This is a genomic window from Vibrio zhanjiangensis, from assembly GCF_030161235.1.
GTDB lineage: Bacteria > Pseudomonadota > Gammaproteobacteria > Enterobacterales > Vibrionaceae > Vibrio > Vibrio zhanjiangensis.
This window is the reverse complement of sequence record NZ_BSPW01000021.1, coordinates 33875-53057: the sequence shown is the minus strand read 5'-3', so window position 1 is coordinate 53057 and position 19183 is coordinate 33875. Positions and strand designations below refer to the sequence as shown.

Here is a 19183-nt window from a genome sequence, read left to right as displayed (position 1 = left end):
ATCACCCTTCCTTCTCGATCGTGTCTAGGCATTCACGAAGCAATGCTCCGTACTCATACTTACCCGGACATACAAAGGTACACAATGCGAGATCTTCTTCATCCAGCTCTAGCGCACCCAATGCTTGAGCACTGTCTGTGTCACCAGCACATAGGTCACGAAGTAGCAAAGTAGGTTCCATATCCAATGGCATAATGCGTTCATAGTTACCAATTGGCACCATAGAACGATCACTGCCGTTAGTTGTGGTCGTCATGTTAAATAGCTGGCCTTTAAAAATATGACCTAGGTAAGCTCGAGTTACAGAAAACTTGTTTTTACCTGGTGCAGCCCAGCCAAATAGCTCTTTGTCTCGACCTTCACGCAGTACTGAAACTTGTACATGGTAACGACCAAGATAATCATGTGGGCCAGAAGCCTGAGTACCAGAAAGTACAGACCCAGAAATCACTCTAACTTCACCAAGCATTAATTCACCATCCGTCAGCTCAGTAAGATTGGCTCCTTGGATGGTACGAATTAAGCGAGGATTGTTGACGACAGGTCCCGCAAGGGAAATGACACGGTCAGTATAAAGTTCACCTGTTAGGAAAAGCTTACCGAACGCAATCACGTCTTGGTAATTGATACTCCAAGCGACATTCTCTGCATTAACCGGATAGAGGAAATGCATGTGAGTACCTGCAAGTCCTGCTGGATGAGGTCCCTCAAACACATGTTCTTCAACATTATTTTGAGAAGAACGAGGAAGACTGGAATTGGCCTTACAAACGTAAACTTTGCCATCAGTCAAAGTTGAAAGTATGTCCAAACCTGCAACGAAAGCTTCCTGCTGCTCATTAATGACCAACTCAGGCTGAACTGCCAACGGATTTGTATCCATTGCAGTAACAAAAATTGCCTGTGTAGAAGATTCAATAGCTGGAACCTTGCTAAAGGGACGAGTACGTAAAGCCGTCCAAAGACCTGAATCAACAAGCTGAGCTTTGACCGTATTCCGGGCTAGTTCTGCTAGTTGTCCTGCTTCAAACTTATCGAACGTAACCTGCTCACCACCTGACACTTCCATCACTACGGACTGAAGGACACGTTTAGCGCCACGATTAATTTCGATCACTTTACCGCTTGCTGGTGAAGTAAATTTCACGCCTGGGTTCTTCTTATCTTCAAAAAGAACCTGAGCTTTTTTTACTTCATCGCCTACGCGAACATGCATGGTAGGACGCATGCCGACGTACTCTTCGCCAAGCAAGGCGACTTTCTTGATGGTCTTACCATCATTAATCACCTGGGTAGGAGCTCCTGCGATAGGCAGGTCCAAACCCTTCTTTATTGTAATCATACGCACTTGCACTACTTTTATCGGGAAAAAGATTCATTGATTGCGTAACTTTTAGACACGACACTAGTGTCCGGTTTTGGTGCTATTTAACACACCAAAATCGCAACATCCTATTAAAAACCTCGCTACAAATTTAGTCGAGATTTATCAGGTGCGGTAGTCTATCATCTTTTTAGAAGTATACGCCATGACCAAAGAAAAGAATCAGATATATATTTCGAAGGATTTGAGTTTAAAAGGTTAAGTATTACTCATAAGTTTGAACCATCGCACAAACAGCATTAACCACACAGTTAATAGTGATTTATTTTATTCATAGTATGAAACACTTAGCAATAAAACCAATCCACCCACCTATTTGTTTATTTATTGTTAATAAATGGATTATTTTATAATCAAAAAATGATGATTATTTCTACAGACTTTATAATGCGCCATACTATTTTATAATACGCTATACTATTTTGATCCACCCAAACACATTGGACTGTCAGGAGCAATCTGATTTTGTTTATTCCACTCTTCCAAGGTATAAACATGAATGGACAGAGCGTGAATATGATTGGCGAGTTCATCTGCCAAGACTTGATTAACCTGACGGTGGCGACCAATCAGCCGTTGTCCTGCAAACTTTTCACTGACTATCACAACTTTAAAATGACTCTCTGAACCATCCGGCACATTGTGCATATAACTCTCATTCAACACCTGAAGATGCAAAGGTTTAAAGAAATCAGAGAGTTTAGTTTCTATCACTTCTTGTATCATCATTTCACCGTAAATACCTATATTTCTAACCAACAAATAATAGCTTTCTTACCCACAAATCCAAAGGTTTTAGTTTTCAGCTCTTTCCGCTTCTGAGACAATTTACCCTCTCAACCTCCATACCTTTACAAATATGAAAACTAAATTTTCGCTTCATCAGCGCACGTTAACCCTACATAGGTTTCCGAAAAGGAATAATGAAACACTTCAAGCGTGGGACGCTGGCGATGAGTACCTCATTAATTACATGGAGGAAATGAATATTGAGCCCGGTAAACATATTTTAATTCTTAACGATAGTTTTGGTGCACTGAGCTGCTGGTTTACTCATGAACACTCTGTCACCATGATGAGTGATTCCTATATTGCACATCAAGGTGTCCTTGAAAACTTGGCCACCAATCAATGCAAAAATATCACTTTATCTAACACACTTGACGATATTCCCGCCAACGTAGACTACGTGCTGATGCAGATCCCAAGGAGTAACCGCCATCTGGTGTGGCAGCTGAGCCAATTAAGACTTCGTCTTGGTCAGTCAGTTCCTGTAATTGCGGTGAACAAAGCCAAAGAAATCCACACTTCAACGTTGGCATTATTTGAGAAATATCTAGGCAGCACTCATACCTCATTGGCTTGGAAAAAGCACCGCTTAGTGTTCTCAATTGCAGATAGCTCAAAAAAACTTGCTGTCGACCCTTTAACCAAATGGCAAGTCGATTCGCATAACTTTGAACTCAGCAACTTACCCAATGTTTACTCAGGCGAAAAGCTCGACCAAGGAGCTCGATTTATGCTCGATTACTTGCCAAAGGACCTAAACACTAAGCGAGTTATCGACCTAGGATGTGGTAATGGCGTACTTTCAGTCAAACTTGGGATCGACAATCCAAATGTGCGCATCACTTGTGTAGACGAAAGTTATATGGCGACGACGTCTGCACAGACAAATCTTCTCAATAACCTTGGAAAGCAACGAGACATAACATGCATCACCAATAATTGCCTCGATGGATTTGAAAGCGACACCGCAGAGTTGGTAATCTGTAACCCGCCTTTTCATCAACAACAGGCGATTACTGATCACATTGCGTGGCAAATGTTCTGTGATGCAAAGCATGTTCTTTGCAATGATGGGAAATTATTAGTTATCGGCAACCGTCACCTCGGCTACGATGTGAAGTTATCCAAGTTGTTTGGTAAATCAAAAGTCAAACTTATCGCTTCAAATAAGAAATTTGTTATTTTACAGGCAACTAAATAGTTCACTATCATGTCTCTATATCCAGAGCGACGATTAAAGGAAACCATAATGAGAAAACTGCTTCTAGCCGCGTCAATGGCTTTACTGACTGCATGTACATCCCCTCAACAAGAACAGCTTAATTTTACGCCTCAACCCGTTATTAGTGACAATAACCTTGTACAAGATGCAAGCTTTACCTTAACAAGCAAGGATGTTCGTTCCGCTCAATATGTCGCATTAATAGACAGTGGACGCTCCAATATCGAGCCAATTCACTCGAAGCAAAATGTTCGAATCAGTATCGAAAATGCCTTATTGGAGCAGTTTCAATCGCAAGGCTTTCGCAGCACTGTAAATAGTGAAAATTCAGTGCGCGTTGAAATACAAGAAGCTTTGGTCTCGGTGAAGCACTCGGTGATGGAAAATGAGATGGATGGCAAAGTCGTACTCGAGATTACCGCAGAAACCCCCAAAGGAAAGTTAGTCAAAACCTATACAGGAACAGCCAAACGAAATGGTGCTTTCAGTGCTTCTGATGATGAAATTGGCACAGTACTTAACGACGTCACTAATTTGGTACTAAAAGAAGTCGCTAACGATCGTGAACTGAAAAATTACATGCAGGAGCGTTTCTAATGTGGAAACTGACCATAGCCTCACTGCTACTTTTCACCAACTTGGCTTTTGCGGGTCCTAAGGTTGTTTTTGAAACAACCTTAGGTGCTTTTACTGTTGAACTCGATGAAAAAAAAGCACCTGTCACCGTAGATAACTTCATCAAATATATTAAAGATGGCAGCTATGTAGGCACACAATTTCATCGAGTTATTCCTGGTTTTATGGCCCAAGGAGGGGGATTTGACAAAGATATGAACCCTGTCTCCACATACGCACCGATAAAAAATGAAGCGTCCAATGGGCTAAAAAACCAAGTTGCAACAATCGCGATGGCCAGAACCAGCGATCCAAATTCGGCGACTCGCCAGTTTTTCATTAACTACAAAGATAATGATTATCTTGACTACAACAAAGATGACAAAACGAAACCCTTAACAGACGGCTACACTGTTTTTGGTAAGGTCATCAGAGGCTTTGATACTGTAAAAAGCATGAGCAAAGTATCCACGACAACCAAAGGCCGCTACCGTGACGTCCCTGAAACCGCCATCATCATCACTAAAACGACTTTAGTCCCTTAAATAAGAGTAAGCTCTGACCTAAGCAGGTTGGAGCTCTTTGTTACCATAATCTAACGCATCAAAAACATTTATTAACGAATTTCCATTTATTAAAAAAATAAAGGCAATTCATCTTGACGTATCAGAGACGACCATTATCATCAAAGTTATTTAGATAACCTCAAATCTAAGACTCCAACCTGACGGGTTCGAGCTTTCAATCAACTAAAATAGCAATCTATTAGGATGAGTTCATGTCTATCAAATCCTGCTCCAACTCATGGCTAGAAACTCTCCACAGTTATTTAGATAAGCGCTTACTTTGGGTCTTCATGTTAGGCTGCTCAAGTGGCTTTCCTTGGGTACTGATTGGTTCAAATATGTCAGGCTGGCTTAAAGATGCTGGCCTAACAAGATCGGCCATTGGCTATTTTGGCAGTGTCTTTGCTGTCTATGCCATTAACTTTCTTTGGGCACCATTGGTCGATAGGATAAAATTACCACTTATCCATTCTTGGCTGGGGCAACGAAGAAGTTGGATTTTCTTTTGCCAGTCGATTGTTCTGGTCTGTACGCTAGCCATAGCAGGCGTTAACCCATCTGAGAATTTGCTGCTCACCTCCATGCTTGCCCTTGCGATTGCAATTTCATCTGCCACCCAAGATATTGCGATTGATGCTTTTCGTATTGATACTTTCCCAAAATCGGAAGCATCGAAACTACCACAAGCCTCAGCCATGGCGGTGATGGGATGGTGGACAGGGTATTCTCTACCCGGATATGTCGCATTCATCAATGCTGACGCAATAGGGTGGAACGGTGTTTATTATGGTATGGCAGCAATCGTTGCATTACTTATGTTGTTTACTCTACTCGTGGGAGAACCAACAACTCATCGTGATGCTCTTCAAGCAGCGGCTGAGCAGCGTCACAGTAAAGTGATAGGCAACAAAACCATCGCATGGCTGAGCGTCACGGTCGTAGAACCATTCTTAGACTTTTTTAAACGCAACGGTACGCGAGTAGCACTGACGCTACTACTCTTTGTATTTTTATTTAAAATCGGCGAAGCCTTTTTAGGCAGAATGTCGATTACGTTCTATAAAGAAATTGGCTTCTCCAATGAACAAATTGGCTATTACTCTAAGTTAATTGGCTGGGGACTAACCACGGCCTTTACCTTAGTAGGTAGTATGGTCAATGTCAGATTTGGTATTGTGCGAGGCTTAATGATTGGTGGTATCACAATGTCGGCCAGCAATTTAATGTTTGCATGGATCGCATCCGTTGGGCCAAATGAACCTCTTTTCTTGGCAACCATCATTGTCGATAATTTCACAACGGCATTTTCCACCGTGGCGTTTGTTTCTTTTCTCACAGTCCTGACTGGACAAGCCTTTTCAGCAACTCAATATGCTCTGCTTGCATCACTAGGCAATTTGGGACGAACAACGCTCGCTTCCTTCAGTGGCGAACTGGTTGACTACTTAAACAATTGGTCTACCTTCTTTATCATCACTTGTTTGATGGTCATTCCGAGCCTGATTATGCTGTATTCACTTCGGCATCATTTCACCGACTTACTAAACAAAGCTCAGCAAAAAGATAACGAAGAAAATCACGGTTAAACCCACAATTAAGGCTTGGTTTACCACCAAGCCTTTCTATCAAGAGCAAATTATGGATACATGCCCTTGCCAAACAGGTTAAATATTCTCGCCACCCCTTGGGTGAACATCATAGGTTCAGTTAATACGGTAAGGCACAGGCAATCTTCGCCATCTTTTGTATAAGGACTGTGCTTGTCTGACCCATCTTTCACTAAATAATCTCCCGCCTCATAATGCCCTGTTTCATCACTGAAACCGCCATGCAATATTAGAGTGGATTCCATCCCCTTGTGTGTATGTTGGGGGATACTTACACCTTCAGAGATGTACAGCAAATTAACCCTAACAGAATCACAAATATCAATTGGAGCACTAAATACCTTGCCGCCGTAATTACGCCACCGCCCTATTTTGTCTTCAAATCTGGACAGCGATAGCGGCAGGGAAAATGTTTTGCCCTGTACTTTTATCGTTATAGGTTTTCTAAAGAGGTTAACTGACGAACCGTCTGGCTCGAGACCAACAATGTTGACAAGCATTGCATCAAAACTCGGATCTTGCTCCCCTCGCACCAAATTCAGTGTTTCGCCAAAGTGTTGCTCATACTCTGCCACTTTCTCTTTACACTCTTGGCAAGTTTCTAGATGTGTTGCGATGGTAAGCCCGTCGACAGCACTCAGTTCGCCTGCCGCATACATTTTAAGGGTATCTAATTCAGGATGATAGCTCATAACCTCTCTACCTCCATAGAGTGACGCAGCTTCTCAACTGCAAGCCTAAGTCTGGATTTGACCGTACCTACGGGAATATCGTACATCTCAGCCACTTGCTGGTGAGGCAACTCTTCAAGATACACTGCCTGCACTACTTTCCTTTGAGCCTCTGGTAATACACTTAAAAACTTCACCACCTGCGCTTTCAACATTTCATGCTCTGGTGTGTAGTCTTCCACGCGATCGGGAGGAGTGTAATCATCGGGCCAAATGTCCTGACTATGAATGTGTAACACTTTTCCACGCTGCTTTCTCAGCGTGTCGAAACACAGATTTCGCGCAATCGTGTATATCCACGTCGAAAGCGAACTTTTGCTACCATCAAATAATTGGCTTTTTCGCCACACTGTCGTCATTGTTTCTTGGACAAGCTCTAACGTCACTTGCTCATTGCCTATATGCTTGAAAACAAATTGTTTAAGACGCGGGGCAAAATGATTAAATACCAGAGCAAAGGCATATTTGTCTTGCTCTTTGACTTTATCCATACAGTCACACCAATCTTGCTTGGCAAACGACTCTGTGTCTTGAGTTACCATGCAAACTTCCTTAATACAGGGTTTATATCTGTGTCTACGAAGCACAAACTAAATCGATCATTTGGGTATCCAATTTAGTGTCGCCCTAATGTCTGTTTGAGTGGCCCATAATTGCCGCTCAGTCATCCCTTATTCAGTTTAGCCGTCTATTCTCAGAGACAAAATTTGATTGAGATAAGAATTCCATGGCCTGATGACAATCATCCTGCATCAGCAAAAAGTCAACGTCTTTCTTTTTGACGGGGAGAAGCTCTAACCAACGTTGACAAACCCAGCTTGCATCATCAAAAAAACACTGAGGATGAAGTTCAGCAAACTTGGGAAACCGCCGAAATATATGCTGTAACTGCTCACTTAAATGTCGATGCTTAACTTCTATTTTGGAATAAGACCAAGTTCTCAGCCACTCAACCTCAGCTTGCCTCAAGCCATCGAACTCAGATCGTACATTGACTATCCTAAATCGCTTTGTACCCACAACCGTCACGCCGAGCAGCCCGCCATCAAGCGCCTCAAAATCAACGATCTGAGCAAGAGTCCCCACGCTAGAGAGCACGGGTGCTGTCTCACCAGTTTTGCCATCGAATAGACAAATACCAAAGGTATTACTTGTTTGACATGCCTGCTTAACCAATCTTTTGTATCTTGGCTCGAATATTCGCAACTTCATTTTTCCACCGGGCAATAACACAGAGCCCAAAGGAAAAAGCATCATTTCTTTCACTATCAGATACCATTTACTTGTTTGGTATGATTTACGTTGATGATAGAAATTCGATCAATGGGCGTCAGCAGCCTAATCAGTCACTCGTCCAACCTCCCAACAATAAAAAGAAACAAGACGCAAACGATACCTTTGAGCCAGTTGTATCAAAAACCTTAACGTTCTGGCACAAAGCCAACTAATTCTCAAATATGTGATAGCTGTCAATATTAATCTGTAATTTATCATCATTTATCACTGATAATTGATAGCTTTATCTATATTATTCAGCCAGCCAAAGTACAGCGAAGATTGTACATCTCGGCACAATCACTACATTTTCACACAAAATATACATAGAGAGTCCCACTATGCGTAAATCACTTTTAGCTCTTGGTGTTGTTGCTGCAATGTCTACCCCTGCCATGGCAGCTGACTACTCAGACGGTGATATCCACAAAAACGATTACAAATGGCTTCAATTTAACCTAATGGGAGCCTTTAATGAGCTACCCGGTGAATCAGATCATGATTATTTAGAAATGGAATTTGGCGGTCGTTCTGGTCTATTTGATTTGTATGGCTACGTCGATGTATTCAACCTAACCTCTGACCCTGATAGTGACAAAGATGGTGCCGAAAAAATCTTTATGAAATTTGCCCCTCGGATGTCTCTGGATGCATTAACGGGTAAAGATTTATCTTTTGGTCCAGTCAAAGAACTCTATGTCGCAACATTAATGGAGTGGGGCGGAAATTCAGGTGTGAACACCCAAAAAATTGGTCTAGGTTCGGATGTAGAGCTTCCTTGGTTTGGTAAAGTTGGACTAAACCTCTATGGAACCTATGATTCCAATATGAAAGATTGGAATGGCTATCAAATTTCAACGAACTGGTTTAAGCCATTCTACTTCTTCGAAAACGGGTCTTTTATTTCATACCAAGGCTATATTGACTACCAATTTGGTATGAAAGATGACAATACTGCACTACAAACTTCAAATGGTGGTGCCATGTTTAACGGTATTTATTGGCATTCAGATCGTTTTGCTGTGGGTTATGGCCTAAAAGGATACAAAGACGTTTACGGCCTAAAAGATGACGGCTTAGCAGGAAAAACAACTGGGTTTGGTCACTACGTGGCGGTTACTTATAAGTTCTAGCCCAACGTCTAAATTTACGTCTAATAAATGGCACACTTCTGGTGCCATTTTTTGTTGGCAATACCTTCATATCACCGTATTCTCTTGGCAAACTCGCACCAATTATAAGTTAAGATGAATATTGTTATTCTTGGTCCTGGGGCTATTGGCTCTTTGTGGGCATGTCATTTAAGCCGCGCCGGCCATTCAGTGTCACTTTGGTCTCGGCAACACAACAACTCCATTTATCTTCAGCAAGATCATAACCCTGCAGTCCAGTTTACCTGCAATAGCAAAGAAAAACTTGCCTCAGCAGACGTTTTGTTGGTGACAGTTAAAGCGCCTATTGTCGAGCCCACGCTAGAACAAATTGCGCCTAGCCTTGCCCAAGAAACCATTTTGGTCTTAATGCACAATGGCATGGGTACCGCAGAGGCAATCAACACTTTATTACCGAATAATCCACTGGTGATTGGCACTACCACACATGGCGCTTTTCGCCCAAAACCAAATCAAGTTCTGCATACAGGTAACGGATACACAGAGTTTGGCGGCTTTAACGAGGGTGGTAAACGTTGTGATTTTTTACAGACCGTATTTGAACATGCGCTGCCTAAAGTAACATGGCACTCAAATATCCTCAGTGCACTTTGGCATAAATTGGCGATAAACTGCGCCATCAATCCGTTGACTGCAATAAACCAAGTCAAAAATGGCCACTTATCCTCACCAAATTATCAGAAAACCATCACTTCGTTGACTGCAGAAATAAGCCAAGTTTTAAACGCTGAAGGTATAGACACAAGCAGTGAGAGCTTACTAAGTAAGGTCAATCAAGTCATCGAGGCAACATCTGAAAATTACTCTTCGATGCATCAGGATATTGTTCATCAACGCCCAAGCGAGATAGACTTTATCACAGGTTACCTTTTACAAAGAGCAAAGGCGCACAACATTTCTGTGCCAACTAACGAGCAGCTCTTTCAACACATTAAGCAGATTGAACAGAACCATGACTAAAAAAGTATTGGTACCCATAGCTCCGGGTACGGAAGAAATGGAAGCCATCACTATCATAGACATGATGGTAAGAGCTGGATACGAAACCGTGGTTGCCAGCGCTGACTTTGCAGGTGAATTAACCATGAAAGCCTCACGTGGGGTCACACTCACTGCAGAGTGCAAACTGGTTGACATTGCTGACGATGAATTTGACGCGATTATTTTACCAGGAGGCGTCGGTGGTTCTGAAGTCTTTCGCGATAGCACATTGCTAGTCGAAATCGTTCGCCAGCAAATGTACGAGGGCAAATTAGTTGCGGCTATCTGCGCAGCCCCTGCCTTGGTGCTTGCTCACCATAAACTTTATCCGAACGCGATGATGACTTGCCACCCAAATTTTGAATCACATATTGCCAAAGAAAAATGGCGCACTAAACGTGTTACCTATGATATTAATCACAACTTATTGACCAGCCAAGGTCCAGGAACTGCGCTTGAATTTGCAATGGAAATTATTATCAACTTATCGGGTAAAAAACATGCATGGACGGTCGCAGAGCCGATGATAACCTTACCGACTCTTCATTACCAAAAGTTAGGTGACTGCGAATCATGATAGATGTGAACGCGATTCGTGAGCAGTTTCCTGCGCTAAAGCAAAACGTTAATCAACAACCGCTTGTTTATCTTGATAGTGCAGCAACCACACAAAAGCCCGACTGTGTAATTGATACTATTTCGCACTACTATCGTGCTCAAAACGCCAATGTTCATCGTGGCAGCCACAGCTTAACAGCTCATGCCACCAGCCAGTTTGAATCCGCACGTTCAACTGTCGCTAAATTTATCGGCGCTCAAACAGATAAAGAAATCATTTGGACACGAGGGGCCACTGAATCACTCAACCTTATTGCTCAAACTTATGCTCGAAATACCCTAAAGCCTAATGATGAAATTTTAGTTGGTGAGATGGAACATCACGCTAACATTGTTCCATGGCAAATCGTTGCAGAGCAAACAGGCGCCAAAGTAGTAAAAGTCCCCATGACACTAGACTGTCAGTGGGATATGGCTGCCTTCGACTCTCTACTCTCTGCACATACAAAAATTGTCGCATTAGCACATATCACCAATGTCACTGGAACAAGGCTGCCAATTGAAGGGGTTATCGCTAAAGCGAGGCACGTTGGCGCGAAAGTCATTATTGACGGAGCACAAGGTATTGTCCATGAGCAAGTGGATGTGAAAACTCTTGGTGCTGACTTTTATGTCTTCTCCGGTCATAAACTCTACGCCCCTGCTGGTATTGGTGTGCTTTATGGGAAACTAGAATTACTTGAAACCATGCCGCCATGGCACGGCGGCGGTAAAATGGTTGAACATGTCTCGTTTTCAGGTACCACATACAGTGCACTTCCCGGAAAATTTGAAGCTGGCACACCAAATGTGGCAGGTGCTATTGCACTGGCTAGGGCAATTGACTGGTATAACGCGCTGTCTATCCAAGAAGTCGAAAAGCATGTGCAGAATATCACTCAGCAAGCTTATCAAAGGCTAACCAAGATTGAAGGCGTAAAAGTTCTCGGCTATCAGCCTAAAGCAAGCGTGATTTCTTTTGTGGTTGAAGGGGTCCATCACCAAGATGTGGCCACCCTATTAGACCAACAAGGCGTGGCTATACGAGCAGGGCATCACTGTGCTCACCCTTTAATGGACGCGCTTGGTATTAAAGGGACACTAAGAGCCTCTTTTGCTGTTTATAACAACTTGGAAGATGTTAACAGATTAATAGTTGGCGTTGAAAAAGCCGTTGATATGCTTTAGAAACTCAGGGTTGAGCAATGCTCAACCCCAACAATTTATAGCTCTTCAAAGGCAGCGATTGCATCAGACAATTTTTTTACCGCATGGATTTGCATACCCACAATTCCTCCCTTCGGCATATTGGCAGCGGGTACAATCGCTTTTTTAAAGCCATGTTTGAAGGCTTCATTTAGCCGTTCCTGACCACTTGGTACTGGGCGAATTTCCCCCGCCAAGCCAACCTCACCAAATATCACAACATCTCGGGGGAGAGCTCTGTCTCTAAAACTCGACAGCAATGCCATCACTAAAGCGAGATCAGCACTGGTTTCGGTCACTTTCACCCCCCCCACAACATTGACAAACACATCTTGGTCAGCCATTTGCAGCCCGCCATGTTTGTGCAGCACTGCCAGTAACAAAGAAAGACGGTTTTGTTCAAGGCCAACAGAGACTCGTCTAGGGTTCGCCAACTGAGAATAATCAACCAAAGCTTGTATTTCCACCAACAAAGGTCTGGTGCCTTCCCAAACCACCATGACCGAGCTTCCTGACGTTTCCTCTTCTCCCCTAGAAAGGAATATTGCCGAAGGATTGCTGACTTCTTTTAGCCCTTGGCCCGTCATAGCAAAAACCCCCAACTCATTCACCGCACCAAAACGGTTCTTATGACTGCGAAGCGTTCTAAATCGGCTATCCGTACCGCCATCGAGCAGAACCGAGCAATCAATAATATGCTCTAAAACTTTAGGGCCTGCTAAGGTGCCATCTTTCGTCACATGCCCGACAATAAACACGGCAACATTATTTTGTTTAGCATAACGGGTTAACGCGGTCGCAGACTCTCGCACTTGCGCAACACTACCAGGAGATGATTGCACATCGGCTACATGCATCACTTGAATGGAGTCAATGACCAACAGTTTGGGCTGCTCTTTTTCAGCAACCTGACAAATTCTATCGACATTGGTCTCAGACAGCATTTTTAAGTGCTCTTTGGGTAGACCTAATCGAGACGCACGCATTGCCACCTGCTGTAGAGATTCCTCACCCGTGACATACAAAGTTGGCATTTGTGAGGCCAAATAACACATAGTTTGCAAAAGTAACGTTGATTTGCCTGCACCTGGATTTCCACCAATTAAAATAGCAGCCCCAGGAACAACGCCGCCACCCAGTACCCGATCCAGCTCCTTAAAACCGCTAGTAAAACGTGGAACTTCTTGTAAATCAATCTCAGACAAGACTTGAACCTGAGTTTCTCCAGAGTTACCCGCATAACCTGAAAGCCGGTCATGCTTAGTTGTAGTGGGTGACGCTGCAAGTCTAATTTCACTTATGGTATTCCATGCACCACAGGCATTACACTGCCCCTGCCACCTTGGAAAATCTGCCCCACAATCATTACATACGTAGGCTCTTTTTACCTTTGCCATATTACTCCAGACCCAAATTTATAACGATCTCGTTATCATTCATCATCGATAAATCTTGATTCGTTGTAACATAACACTAAAGTTTTATATATCAAGGTAGATATTTTGCATAAGGGTAATCAAGCAATCACTAATGGAGCAAACCGAAATATTGTCGTTAGCAGAGCGACTGATCCCTGCTTATCACTCAGAAGACTTTGACTTCGTTCTTGGCCAAATGACCGAAGGGGAAGCCCCGTCTGTCAAGCTTTTGGTCAAAATGGAGCTCAATCGTGTGATGGCCCCATGCTCCAAAGTGGTTGATCTAAGAGGTCGAGTCAACGGCGAATGTCGTGAATACGAACTGGACGGGGTCAAGCATTGGCTTGATGACGTCGCATTTAACACTTATCAGAAAAATGTGCGTAAGTTTGGCGGGTACACAGAAGGCGTTTGGGAAGCCTTATGTAACACCCACAATAACTTTCGAGTCATGAAAAAAAGAGGACAACTACACGGAGATGAAACCGAAGAAAAGACCAGTATTTTTGATGTAGAAGCGATTAAGCTTGGTTACGATCTGAAGCGTCGTGAAAATCGTCTTAAAGTCTCATCGCAAATTGAGTTTAAACTCGGTATTGATCTTGTTCATGCGACAACAATCGACCTCTCGCCATCTGGCGCAAAATTTAAAGTCCCTTCGGCATTTGACTATCAGCCAGGCGAAATTATCGCCGTCAAGTTCATTGAGTTGATGAAAGAATCTGAACTAGAAGGCCTCAAAGAGCCAATGCAATACCGCATTGTTGGTGTTGATGAGTCATACGATAACGATTCGGTTAAGTTTCTTCGTCTACTCAAATTGGATGAGTCGAATGCCATCGAACAATTGATCGAAAGTCGGCTCAACAGTGATCGACAACGTAACCGACATGACACTCAAGACAAAGTCATTCGAGCGCGCTCAAGAGGTTATGAACATACCTTTCTCAAACATACCTGTAACCTGCCGTTATTCTTCAGTGGTCAGGAACTCAAGCTCGCTTTGATGACTGAAAATAATCAACCAATATGGCATTACTGGCATGATGAACGGAACCAGCAGGCCTTAACCAGTTTATTCAGTCAAGCTCGCCTTGAAAGACTCATGAAACCTGATATTCAAAGTGCTGACGAGATTTTTTACTCCTTTACCCACAGCCACCAAGACAAAACCTTGTTTTTCTCAATGATGCTCCCTGAAGCGAAAGAAGAGGTGCGGCAGCTTTTCTGTCATGTAGGCGCAAGGAAAAAAAGTTGGAAAGTGTTTCGTGTGCATATGTTCGAGCTCTCAAAAGACGAGTGCGCCGAGTTAGTCAAGCACTCTTCTGAGCTAACACTTGATGCTAGTACTCTTACCCATTGTGGCATTTTGCAAGAACTCTCCACAGAAACAAGCAATGGCGATTACTTGCTAGCGCCTAAACCTAAATTGCCTAGCAGCAGCATCAATAGCTTTCGCCATGCACGAAATCCAACCAATAATCCAACTTGTATTTATTATGATGCAAAGTCTCGCCGTAAAGAACCGCGCTTTCAGTTTCGTTCTCCACTGGTTCTCACTGGCGAAGACAACCAGACGCATACAGGTATAACGCTCGATATATCTAAGCGCGGCATCAGCATTGCACTCACTTCCCCAAGCACCCTCAAAGCTGGCGAAACCTGTGCTGTAAACTTCACCGAACTGGATAAACTCGACAAAAATGTTACTTTAAGCAAAGTGCCATACAAAGTGATTAGGATATCCCCTGGCGGGAAACGACTGCAGCTTGTCATTCTCGAAGATAGCCATACCATGAAAAATATCGCGTTTTTTGGCAGTTTAATCGAGCACAATCAAGATAAATTAAATTCCATAACAGAGGTTCTTCCAAGCAATGAACTGCTCGAAGGCCTGCATGATATTTTGTTAGACAAGATAGTTAGCGCCCCGATTTTCGTCGAAAAACCGACAAGAACGCTTAAACCTAGGGTCATTGGCATTAATTATCCACTACCGCCGTATCTTATTCTCTTTGCAAAACTGGGTAAGGAAGACAAATTCTCTCTTGAGCCTATTTTTAAAGGACATACCAATTCTCTGCTTGCCCAACCAATGAAACATATCGATGGGGCCCAACCACATTTTCATGAGATTTATTTGGCAATAAAGCTATTTGGCAACCGAGTTCACTCCTATGAATCAAAATTATTCGGTGAATTTGAATCGGTTAAACAACGCATTGAGTTTATTAAAGATGCTCAGGCAATGGGGCGCTTCTATGCAATTCGTATTTGTAGTGCTCCGGTGTTTGAACCTATGAGCGCATTATTGCAAGAAGATCTCTCAGAACTGGCTCGGCTCAACATGCATAATGCCAGAACACTCGAAAAAGAAATTGGCGGCATCGTTGGCTACAGTGAGATCACTGACATAACTGAAGAAGTAACGCTTAGACTGCATTTACCCAAAGAGTGACTTTCTCTGTGAGTAGAAACCGCTAGAAAACAATAGCCTCTACTCACAAAAATTATCTAGATTAAGGCTTGGCTTGAAAGCTGATTTTTTTCTGTTTGGCTAAGCCAGCGGACAAAATACATAACACCCCCCCTAACCCAGAGTAACGAATGGCGGTTTGAGCGATGTTTTCTACCTTGGGCTTAGCATGATAGGCAATGCCTAAGCCCGCGGCTTCCATCATGACTAGGTCATTGGCACCATCACCAACGGCAACCGTATTATGCGTCTCTATTTCATACATCTCCGATAATTGATGCAAAATATCGGCTTTGGTCTGCGCTGAGACCACTTCACCGAGGACATGTCCTGTCAGTTTGCCATCAACAATCTCCAATTGGTTAGAGCGGGCGTAATCCAAAGCCAAGATATTTTTGAGATGATCAGAAAAATAAGTAAACCCTCCCGAAGCAATGGCGGTCTTCCAACCAAATTGTCGAAGCGTACCAATTAAATTCGCAAGATCAGGCATCAATGCTAATTCATCTCTAACCTGAGTGAGGATTGATTCATCCGCGCCAGAAAGAGCCGCGACACGTTTACGCAGACTCTGCTCAAAATCGAGCTCACCTTGCATTGCTCTCTCGGTCAACTCTGCTACTTCTTCACCAACCCCTGCTAGCTTTGCGATTTCATCAATACATTCAATCTGAATAGCCGTCGAATCCATATCTAAAACGATCAATCCTGGTTTGGATAGATCAGGTAAATCATTCAAAGACGCATAATCGAGTTTTAGTGCTTGCAAAATTTCTTCATGTTCAAAAGATAAGTCACCTTGCATCAACGCAACTTGATACTGTCCTACTTTCCATGTATCAAGGATGTTATTTTTACACCTTGTATAGGCATTAATTTCATCAAAATGCTCAACCAATAATTGTTCACCAAAAACAACCCAATTGGCTTTCACTTTCTCTAAGTGGCTAGTTGATCTCACTTCGGGTAATCGAGTGTACAAAGAAGTCTGTTTTTGAATAGAAAGAGTCTTAAACGTTTCCATGTGAATTGTTCCTAAAAAACTTAACCACAACTTAACCTATTGCAATTTGTCTGCGCAAGTATCAATATTCTTTATAGTAAACTTATCTTCTGTTTAGGTGAATATGGAATCTTCCCTGTTTTCATTCCGCATGGCCATGAGAGTGCTGACAATAGCTGCTCTCATCATGATGTTGATTGTAATTGGCGTTAATAGTGTCAAGATCACTCAAGCTAACCAAGAGATACAACAAAACCAATTAGATACATTAATCAAGGTGTTAGTCTCTCAGGCCTCCTTGGCTGCTGGCGATATGATCGCAAGTGAAGATCAAGAACGCTTATTAAAACTCACCAATCAACTTGCCAAAGATGATCTGGTCTTTGACGCGACTATTTATGATGTAGAAGGCGTTCGACTGGCTTCAAGTGACAAGAGCAAAAGTGTACGGGAAATTCTCGGTTTAGATACGCCTCTTGAAACCGCGCGGATTGGAAAGCAACAACTTGTTGAGCCCGTTATATATGACAATGCCGTGATAGGCTTTGTGCGCTTAACCTTTGAAACTGGCAAAGTGACCGCTTTCTCCGACCATTATTACAGAAAAAGTGATCGATATATGTACACTATGGTTGGAATGAGCTTTATAACGGGGCTGCTTCTCACCCTTGTTGTACGAAGAAAGCCTAGAGATAAAGGTGAAAATCTGCTGTTGAAAGAGCTTGAACTCAATCAAGAATAGGGTTGATGTATCGCATCAACCCTGTATTTGATGATGGCTTACTGACCGTCCATCAAAATGACTGAATCAAGCGCTATCAATATCATTTCGTCAGCAAGTGCTGAGATAACTTTTTAACCATTAACAAGATTGAATAGTGCCATATTCTGGTATACCGTCACAAAAAGCTCTTACCATAGTCCATGGGAGAAGTACCAAAGTAACTCGCTAAACTCTGGCCGATATCAGCAAAAGACTCTCGCCGCCCTAGTGAACCAGCCGTTACTTTTTGACCATAAACAATAACAGGGATATGCTCACGCGTATGATCAGTGCCAGGCCAAGTTGGATCGCAACCATGATCAGCTGTCAAAATCAGGATATCATCCTGTTGCATAATATCAATAACTTCATGAATACGCTCATCAAAATATTCTAACGCTTCAGCATAACCTGCAACATCGCGACGATGTCCGTACGCTGAGTCGAAATCAACGAAATTGGTAAACACGATAGTGTTATCTTGAGCCTGTTTGATTTGTTCTAACGTTTGGTCAAATAATGCTGGAATACCTGTGGCCTTCACCTTTTTAGTAATGCCACAGTTGGCGTATATATCTGCTATTTTGCCTATTGATACAACTTGTCCTTGCTTTTCGTCCACCAGCTTTTGCAATACCGTTGCTGAGGGTGGCTCAAGTGACAGGTCACGACGATTACCAGTGCGCTCAAATTGGCCTTTAGCAGAGCCAATAAACGGGCGCGCTATCACGCGGCCGATATTATAGCCTTCCAGTTCCTCACGAGCGATTTGACACAGTTCTAGTAGACGCTCAAGACCAAATGTCTCTTCATGACAAGCTATTTGAAAGACGGAGTCAGCCGATGTATAGAAAATAGGCAGCCCCGTTTTCATGTGCTCTTCACCTAGATCATTCAATATGTGAGTGCCAGATGCATGGCAATTACCTAAAAAGCCGTTCAAACCTGCTCGAGCCAAAACTTTATCCGTCAGCGCTTTAGGAAAACTGTTCGCTTTGTCAGAAAAATACCCCCAATCAAATAGAACTGGGACGCCTGCGATTTCCCAATGTCCCGATGGCGTATCTTTACCGGATGAAAGCTCAGCCGCATGACCATAAGCAGCGACAATGTCTACATCATTATCCAATCCCATCGCAAAATTGCCTGTCGACTCTTTGTGCGCCATAGCAAGGCCTAGTCGAGAAAGGTTAGGTAGAGATAAAGGTCCACTTCTACGCTCATTATCAGCAAGACCTTGGTAACATTGTTCAGCGATATGGCCAAGTGTATCAGCGCCTACATCGCCAAATTTTTTCGCATCTTCTGTCGCACCGATTCCAAACGAATCCAGAACTAAAATAAATGCTCTTTTCATTGCTTCTTCCTCAGCCTGCAA

18 protein-coding genes are annotated in these 19183 nt (G+C 42.9%); 10 read left to right on the top strand and 8 right to left on the bottom strand.

Going from position 1 to position 19183, the window contains the following annotated elements:
* Position 1: 1 nt before the first annotated feature.
* Together QQK21_RS05150 and QQK21_RS05145 are read right to left on the bottom strand one after the other, a co-directional pair.
* Positions 2-1342: a Na(+)-translocating NADH-quinone reductase subunit A gene (locus QQK21_RS05150; RefSeq protein WP_284191122.1), complete on the bottom strand. Its 1341-nt coding sequence runs from the start codon at positions 1340-1342 to the stop codon at positions 2-4.
* 459 nt (positions 1343-1801) lie between these two features.
* Entirely contained in the window at positions 1802-2110 is a 309-nt protein-coding gene (locus QQK21_RS05145) for a BolA/IbaG family iron-sulfur metabolism protein (RefSeq protein ID WP_284191353.1), read from the bottom strand.
* A 133-nt stretch (positions 2111-2243) separates the two neighbouring features.
* Here QQK21_RS05145 and QQK21_RS05140 point away from each other — a divergent pair, with 133 nt between their 5' ends.
* The 4 genes from QQK21_RS05140 (at position 2244) to QQK21_RS05125 (ending at position 6162) form a co-directional block, all read left to right on the top strand.
* Positions 2244-3374 carry a methyltransferase gene (locus QQK21_RS05140; RefSeq protein WP_284191121.1) on the top strand — a complete coding sequence of 377 codons (1131 nt, stop codon included), beginning with the start codon at positions 2244-2246 and terminating at the stop codon, positions 3372-3374.
* A gap of 48 nt (positions 3375-3422) precedes the next feature.
* Entirely contained in the window at positions 3423-3992 is a 570-nt protein-coding gene (locus QQK21_RS05135) for a YajG family lipoprotein (RefSeq protein ID WP_284191120.1), read from the top strand.
* Positions 3992-4555 carry a peptidylprolyl isomerase gene (locus tag QQK21_RS05130; protein ID WP_284191119.1) on the top strand — a complete coding sequence of 188 codons (564 nt, stop codon included), beginning with the start codon at positions 3992-3994 and terminating at the stop codon, positions 4553-4555. The genes QQK21_RS05135 and QQK21_RS05130 overlap by 1 nt, the downstream gene beginning before the upstream one ends.
* 233 nt (positions 4556-4788) lie before the next feature.
* Positions 4789-6162 (top strand): AmpG family muropeptide MFS transporter, encoded by a 1374-nt coding sequence (locus QQK21_RS05125; RefSeq protein ID WP_284191118.1) that lies wholly within the window; start codon positions 4789-4791, stop codon positions 6160-6162.
* Between the two features lie 50 nt (positions 6163-6212).
* Here QQK21_RS05125 and QQK21_RS05120 read toward each other — a convergent pair whose 3' ends face one another.
* From QQK21_RS05120 to QQK21_RS05110, 3 genes are all read right to left on the bottom strand, one after another.
* A complete protein-coding gene (locus tag QQK21_RS05120) occupies positions 6213-6875 on the bottom strand; it encodes a ChrR family anti-sigma-E factor (RefSeq protein WP_284191117.1) in 663 nt (220 codons plus the stop codon).
* Positions 6872-7456 carry a sigma-70 family RNA polymerase sigma factor gene (locus QQK21_RS05115; RefSeq protein WP_284191116.1) on the bottom strand — a complete coding sequence of 195 codons (585 nt, stop codon included), beginning with the start codon at positions 7454-7456 and terminating at the stop codon, positions 6872-6874. Before QQK21_RS05115 ends, QQK21_RS05120 begins: the two co-directional genes overlap by 4 nt.
* Before the next feature lie 133 nt (positions 7457-7589).
* Positions 7590-8180 carry an LON peptidase substrate-binding domain-containing protein gene (locus QQK21_RS05110; RefSeq protein ID WP_284191115.1) on the bottom strand — a complete coding sequence of 197 codons (591 nt, stop codon included), beginning with the start codon at positions 8178-8180 and terminating at the stop codon, positions 7590-7592.
* Positions 8181-8530: 350 nt separating this feature from the next.
* Between QQK21_RS05110 and QQK21_RS05105 the strand changes: the two genes are divergently transcribed.
* The 4 genes from QQK21_RS05105 to csdA all read left to right on the top strand — a co-directional run bounded on the left by QQK21_RS05105 (position 8531) and on the right by csdA (position 12127).
* On the top strand, positions 8531-9322 hold the full coding sequence (locus tag QQK21_RS05105) for a nucleoside-specific channel-forming Tsx family protein (protein WP_284191114.1): 792 nt from the start codon (positions 8531-8533) through the stop codon (positions 9320-9322).
* Positions 9323-9436: 114 nt separating this feature from the next.
* Positions 9437-10321 carry a 2-dehydropantoate 2-reductase gene (panE, locus tag QQK21_RS05100; protein WP_284191113.1) on the top strand — a complete coding sequence of 295 codons (885 nt, stop codon included), beginning with the start codon at positions 9437-9439 and terminating at the stop codon, positions 10319-10321.
* Entirely contained in the window at positions 10314-10919 is a 606-nt protein-coding gene (locus tag QQK21_RS05095) for a DJ-1 family glyoxalase III (RefSeq protein WP_284191112.1), read from the top strand. The genes panE and QQK21_RS05095 overlap by 8 nt, the downstream gene beginning before the upstream one ends.
* Positions 10916-12127: a cysteine desulfurase CsdA gene (gene csdA, locus QQK21_RS05090; RefSeq protein WP_284191111.1), complete on the top strand. Its 1212-nt coding sequence runs from the start codon at positions 10916-10918 to the stop codon at positions 12125-12127. Before QQK21_RS05095 ends, csdA begins: the two co-directional genes overlap by 4 nt.
* A 35-nt stretch (positions 12128-12162) precedes the next feature.
* On the opposite strand, the gene radA is transcribed toward csdA, so the two are convergent.
* Complete coding sequence (gene radA / locus QQK21_RS05085) at positions 12163-13542, bottom strand: DNA repair protein RadA (protein ID WP_284191110.1); 1380 nt, start codon at positions 13540-13542, stop codon at positions 12163-12165.
* Positions 13543-13675: 133 nt separating this feature from the next.
* Between radA and QQK21_RS05080 the strand changes: the two genes are divergently transcribed.
* Positions 13676-16021: a PilZ domain-containing protein gene (locus QQK21_RS05080; protein WP_284191109.1), complete on the top strand. Its 2346-nt coding sequence runs from the start codon at positions 13676-13678 to the stop codon at positions 16019-16021.
* Between the two features lie 61 nt (positions 16022-16082).
* On the opposite strand, the gene serB is transcribed toward QQK21_RS05080, so the two are convergent.
* Positions 16083-17063, bottom strand: a complete 981-nt coding sequence (gene serB / locus QQK21_RS05075; protein WP_284191108.1) for a phosphoserine phosphatase — start codon at positions 17061-17063, stop codon at positions 16083-16085.
* Between the two features lie 103 nt (positions 17064-17166).
* Between serB and QQK21_RS05070 the strand changes: the two genes are divergently transcribed.
* Positions 17167-17784 carry a YtjB family periplasmic protein gene (locus QQK21_RS05070; RefSeq protein ID WP_284191107.1) on the top strand — a complete coding sequence of 206 codons (618 nt, stop codon included), beginning with the start codon at positions 17167-17169 and terminating at the stop codon, positions 17782-17784.
* Between the two features lie 157 nt (positions 17785-17941).
* Here QQK21_RS05070 and QQK21_RS05065 read toward each other — a convergent pair whose 3' ends face one another.
* Complete coding sequence (locus QQK21_RS05065; protein ID WP_284191106.1) at positions 17942-19162, bottom strand: phosphopentomutase; 1221 nt, start codon at positions 19160-19162, stop codon at positions 17942-17944.
* Positions 19163-19183: the final 21 nt, after the last annotated feature.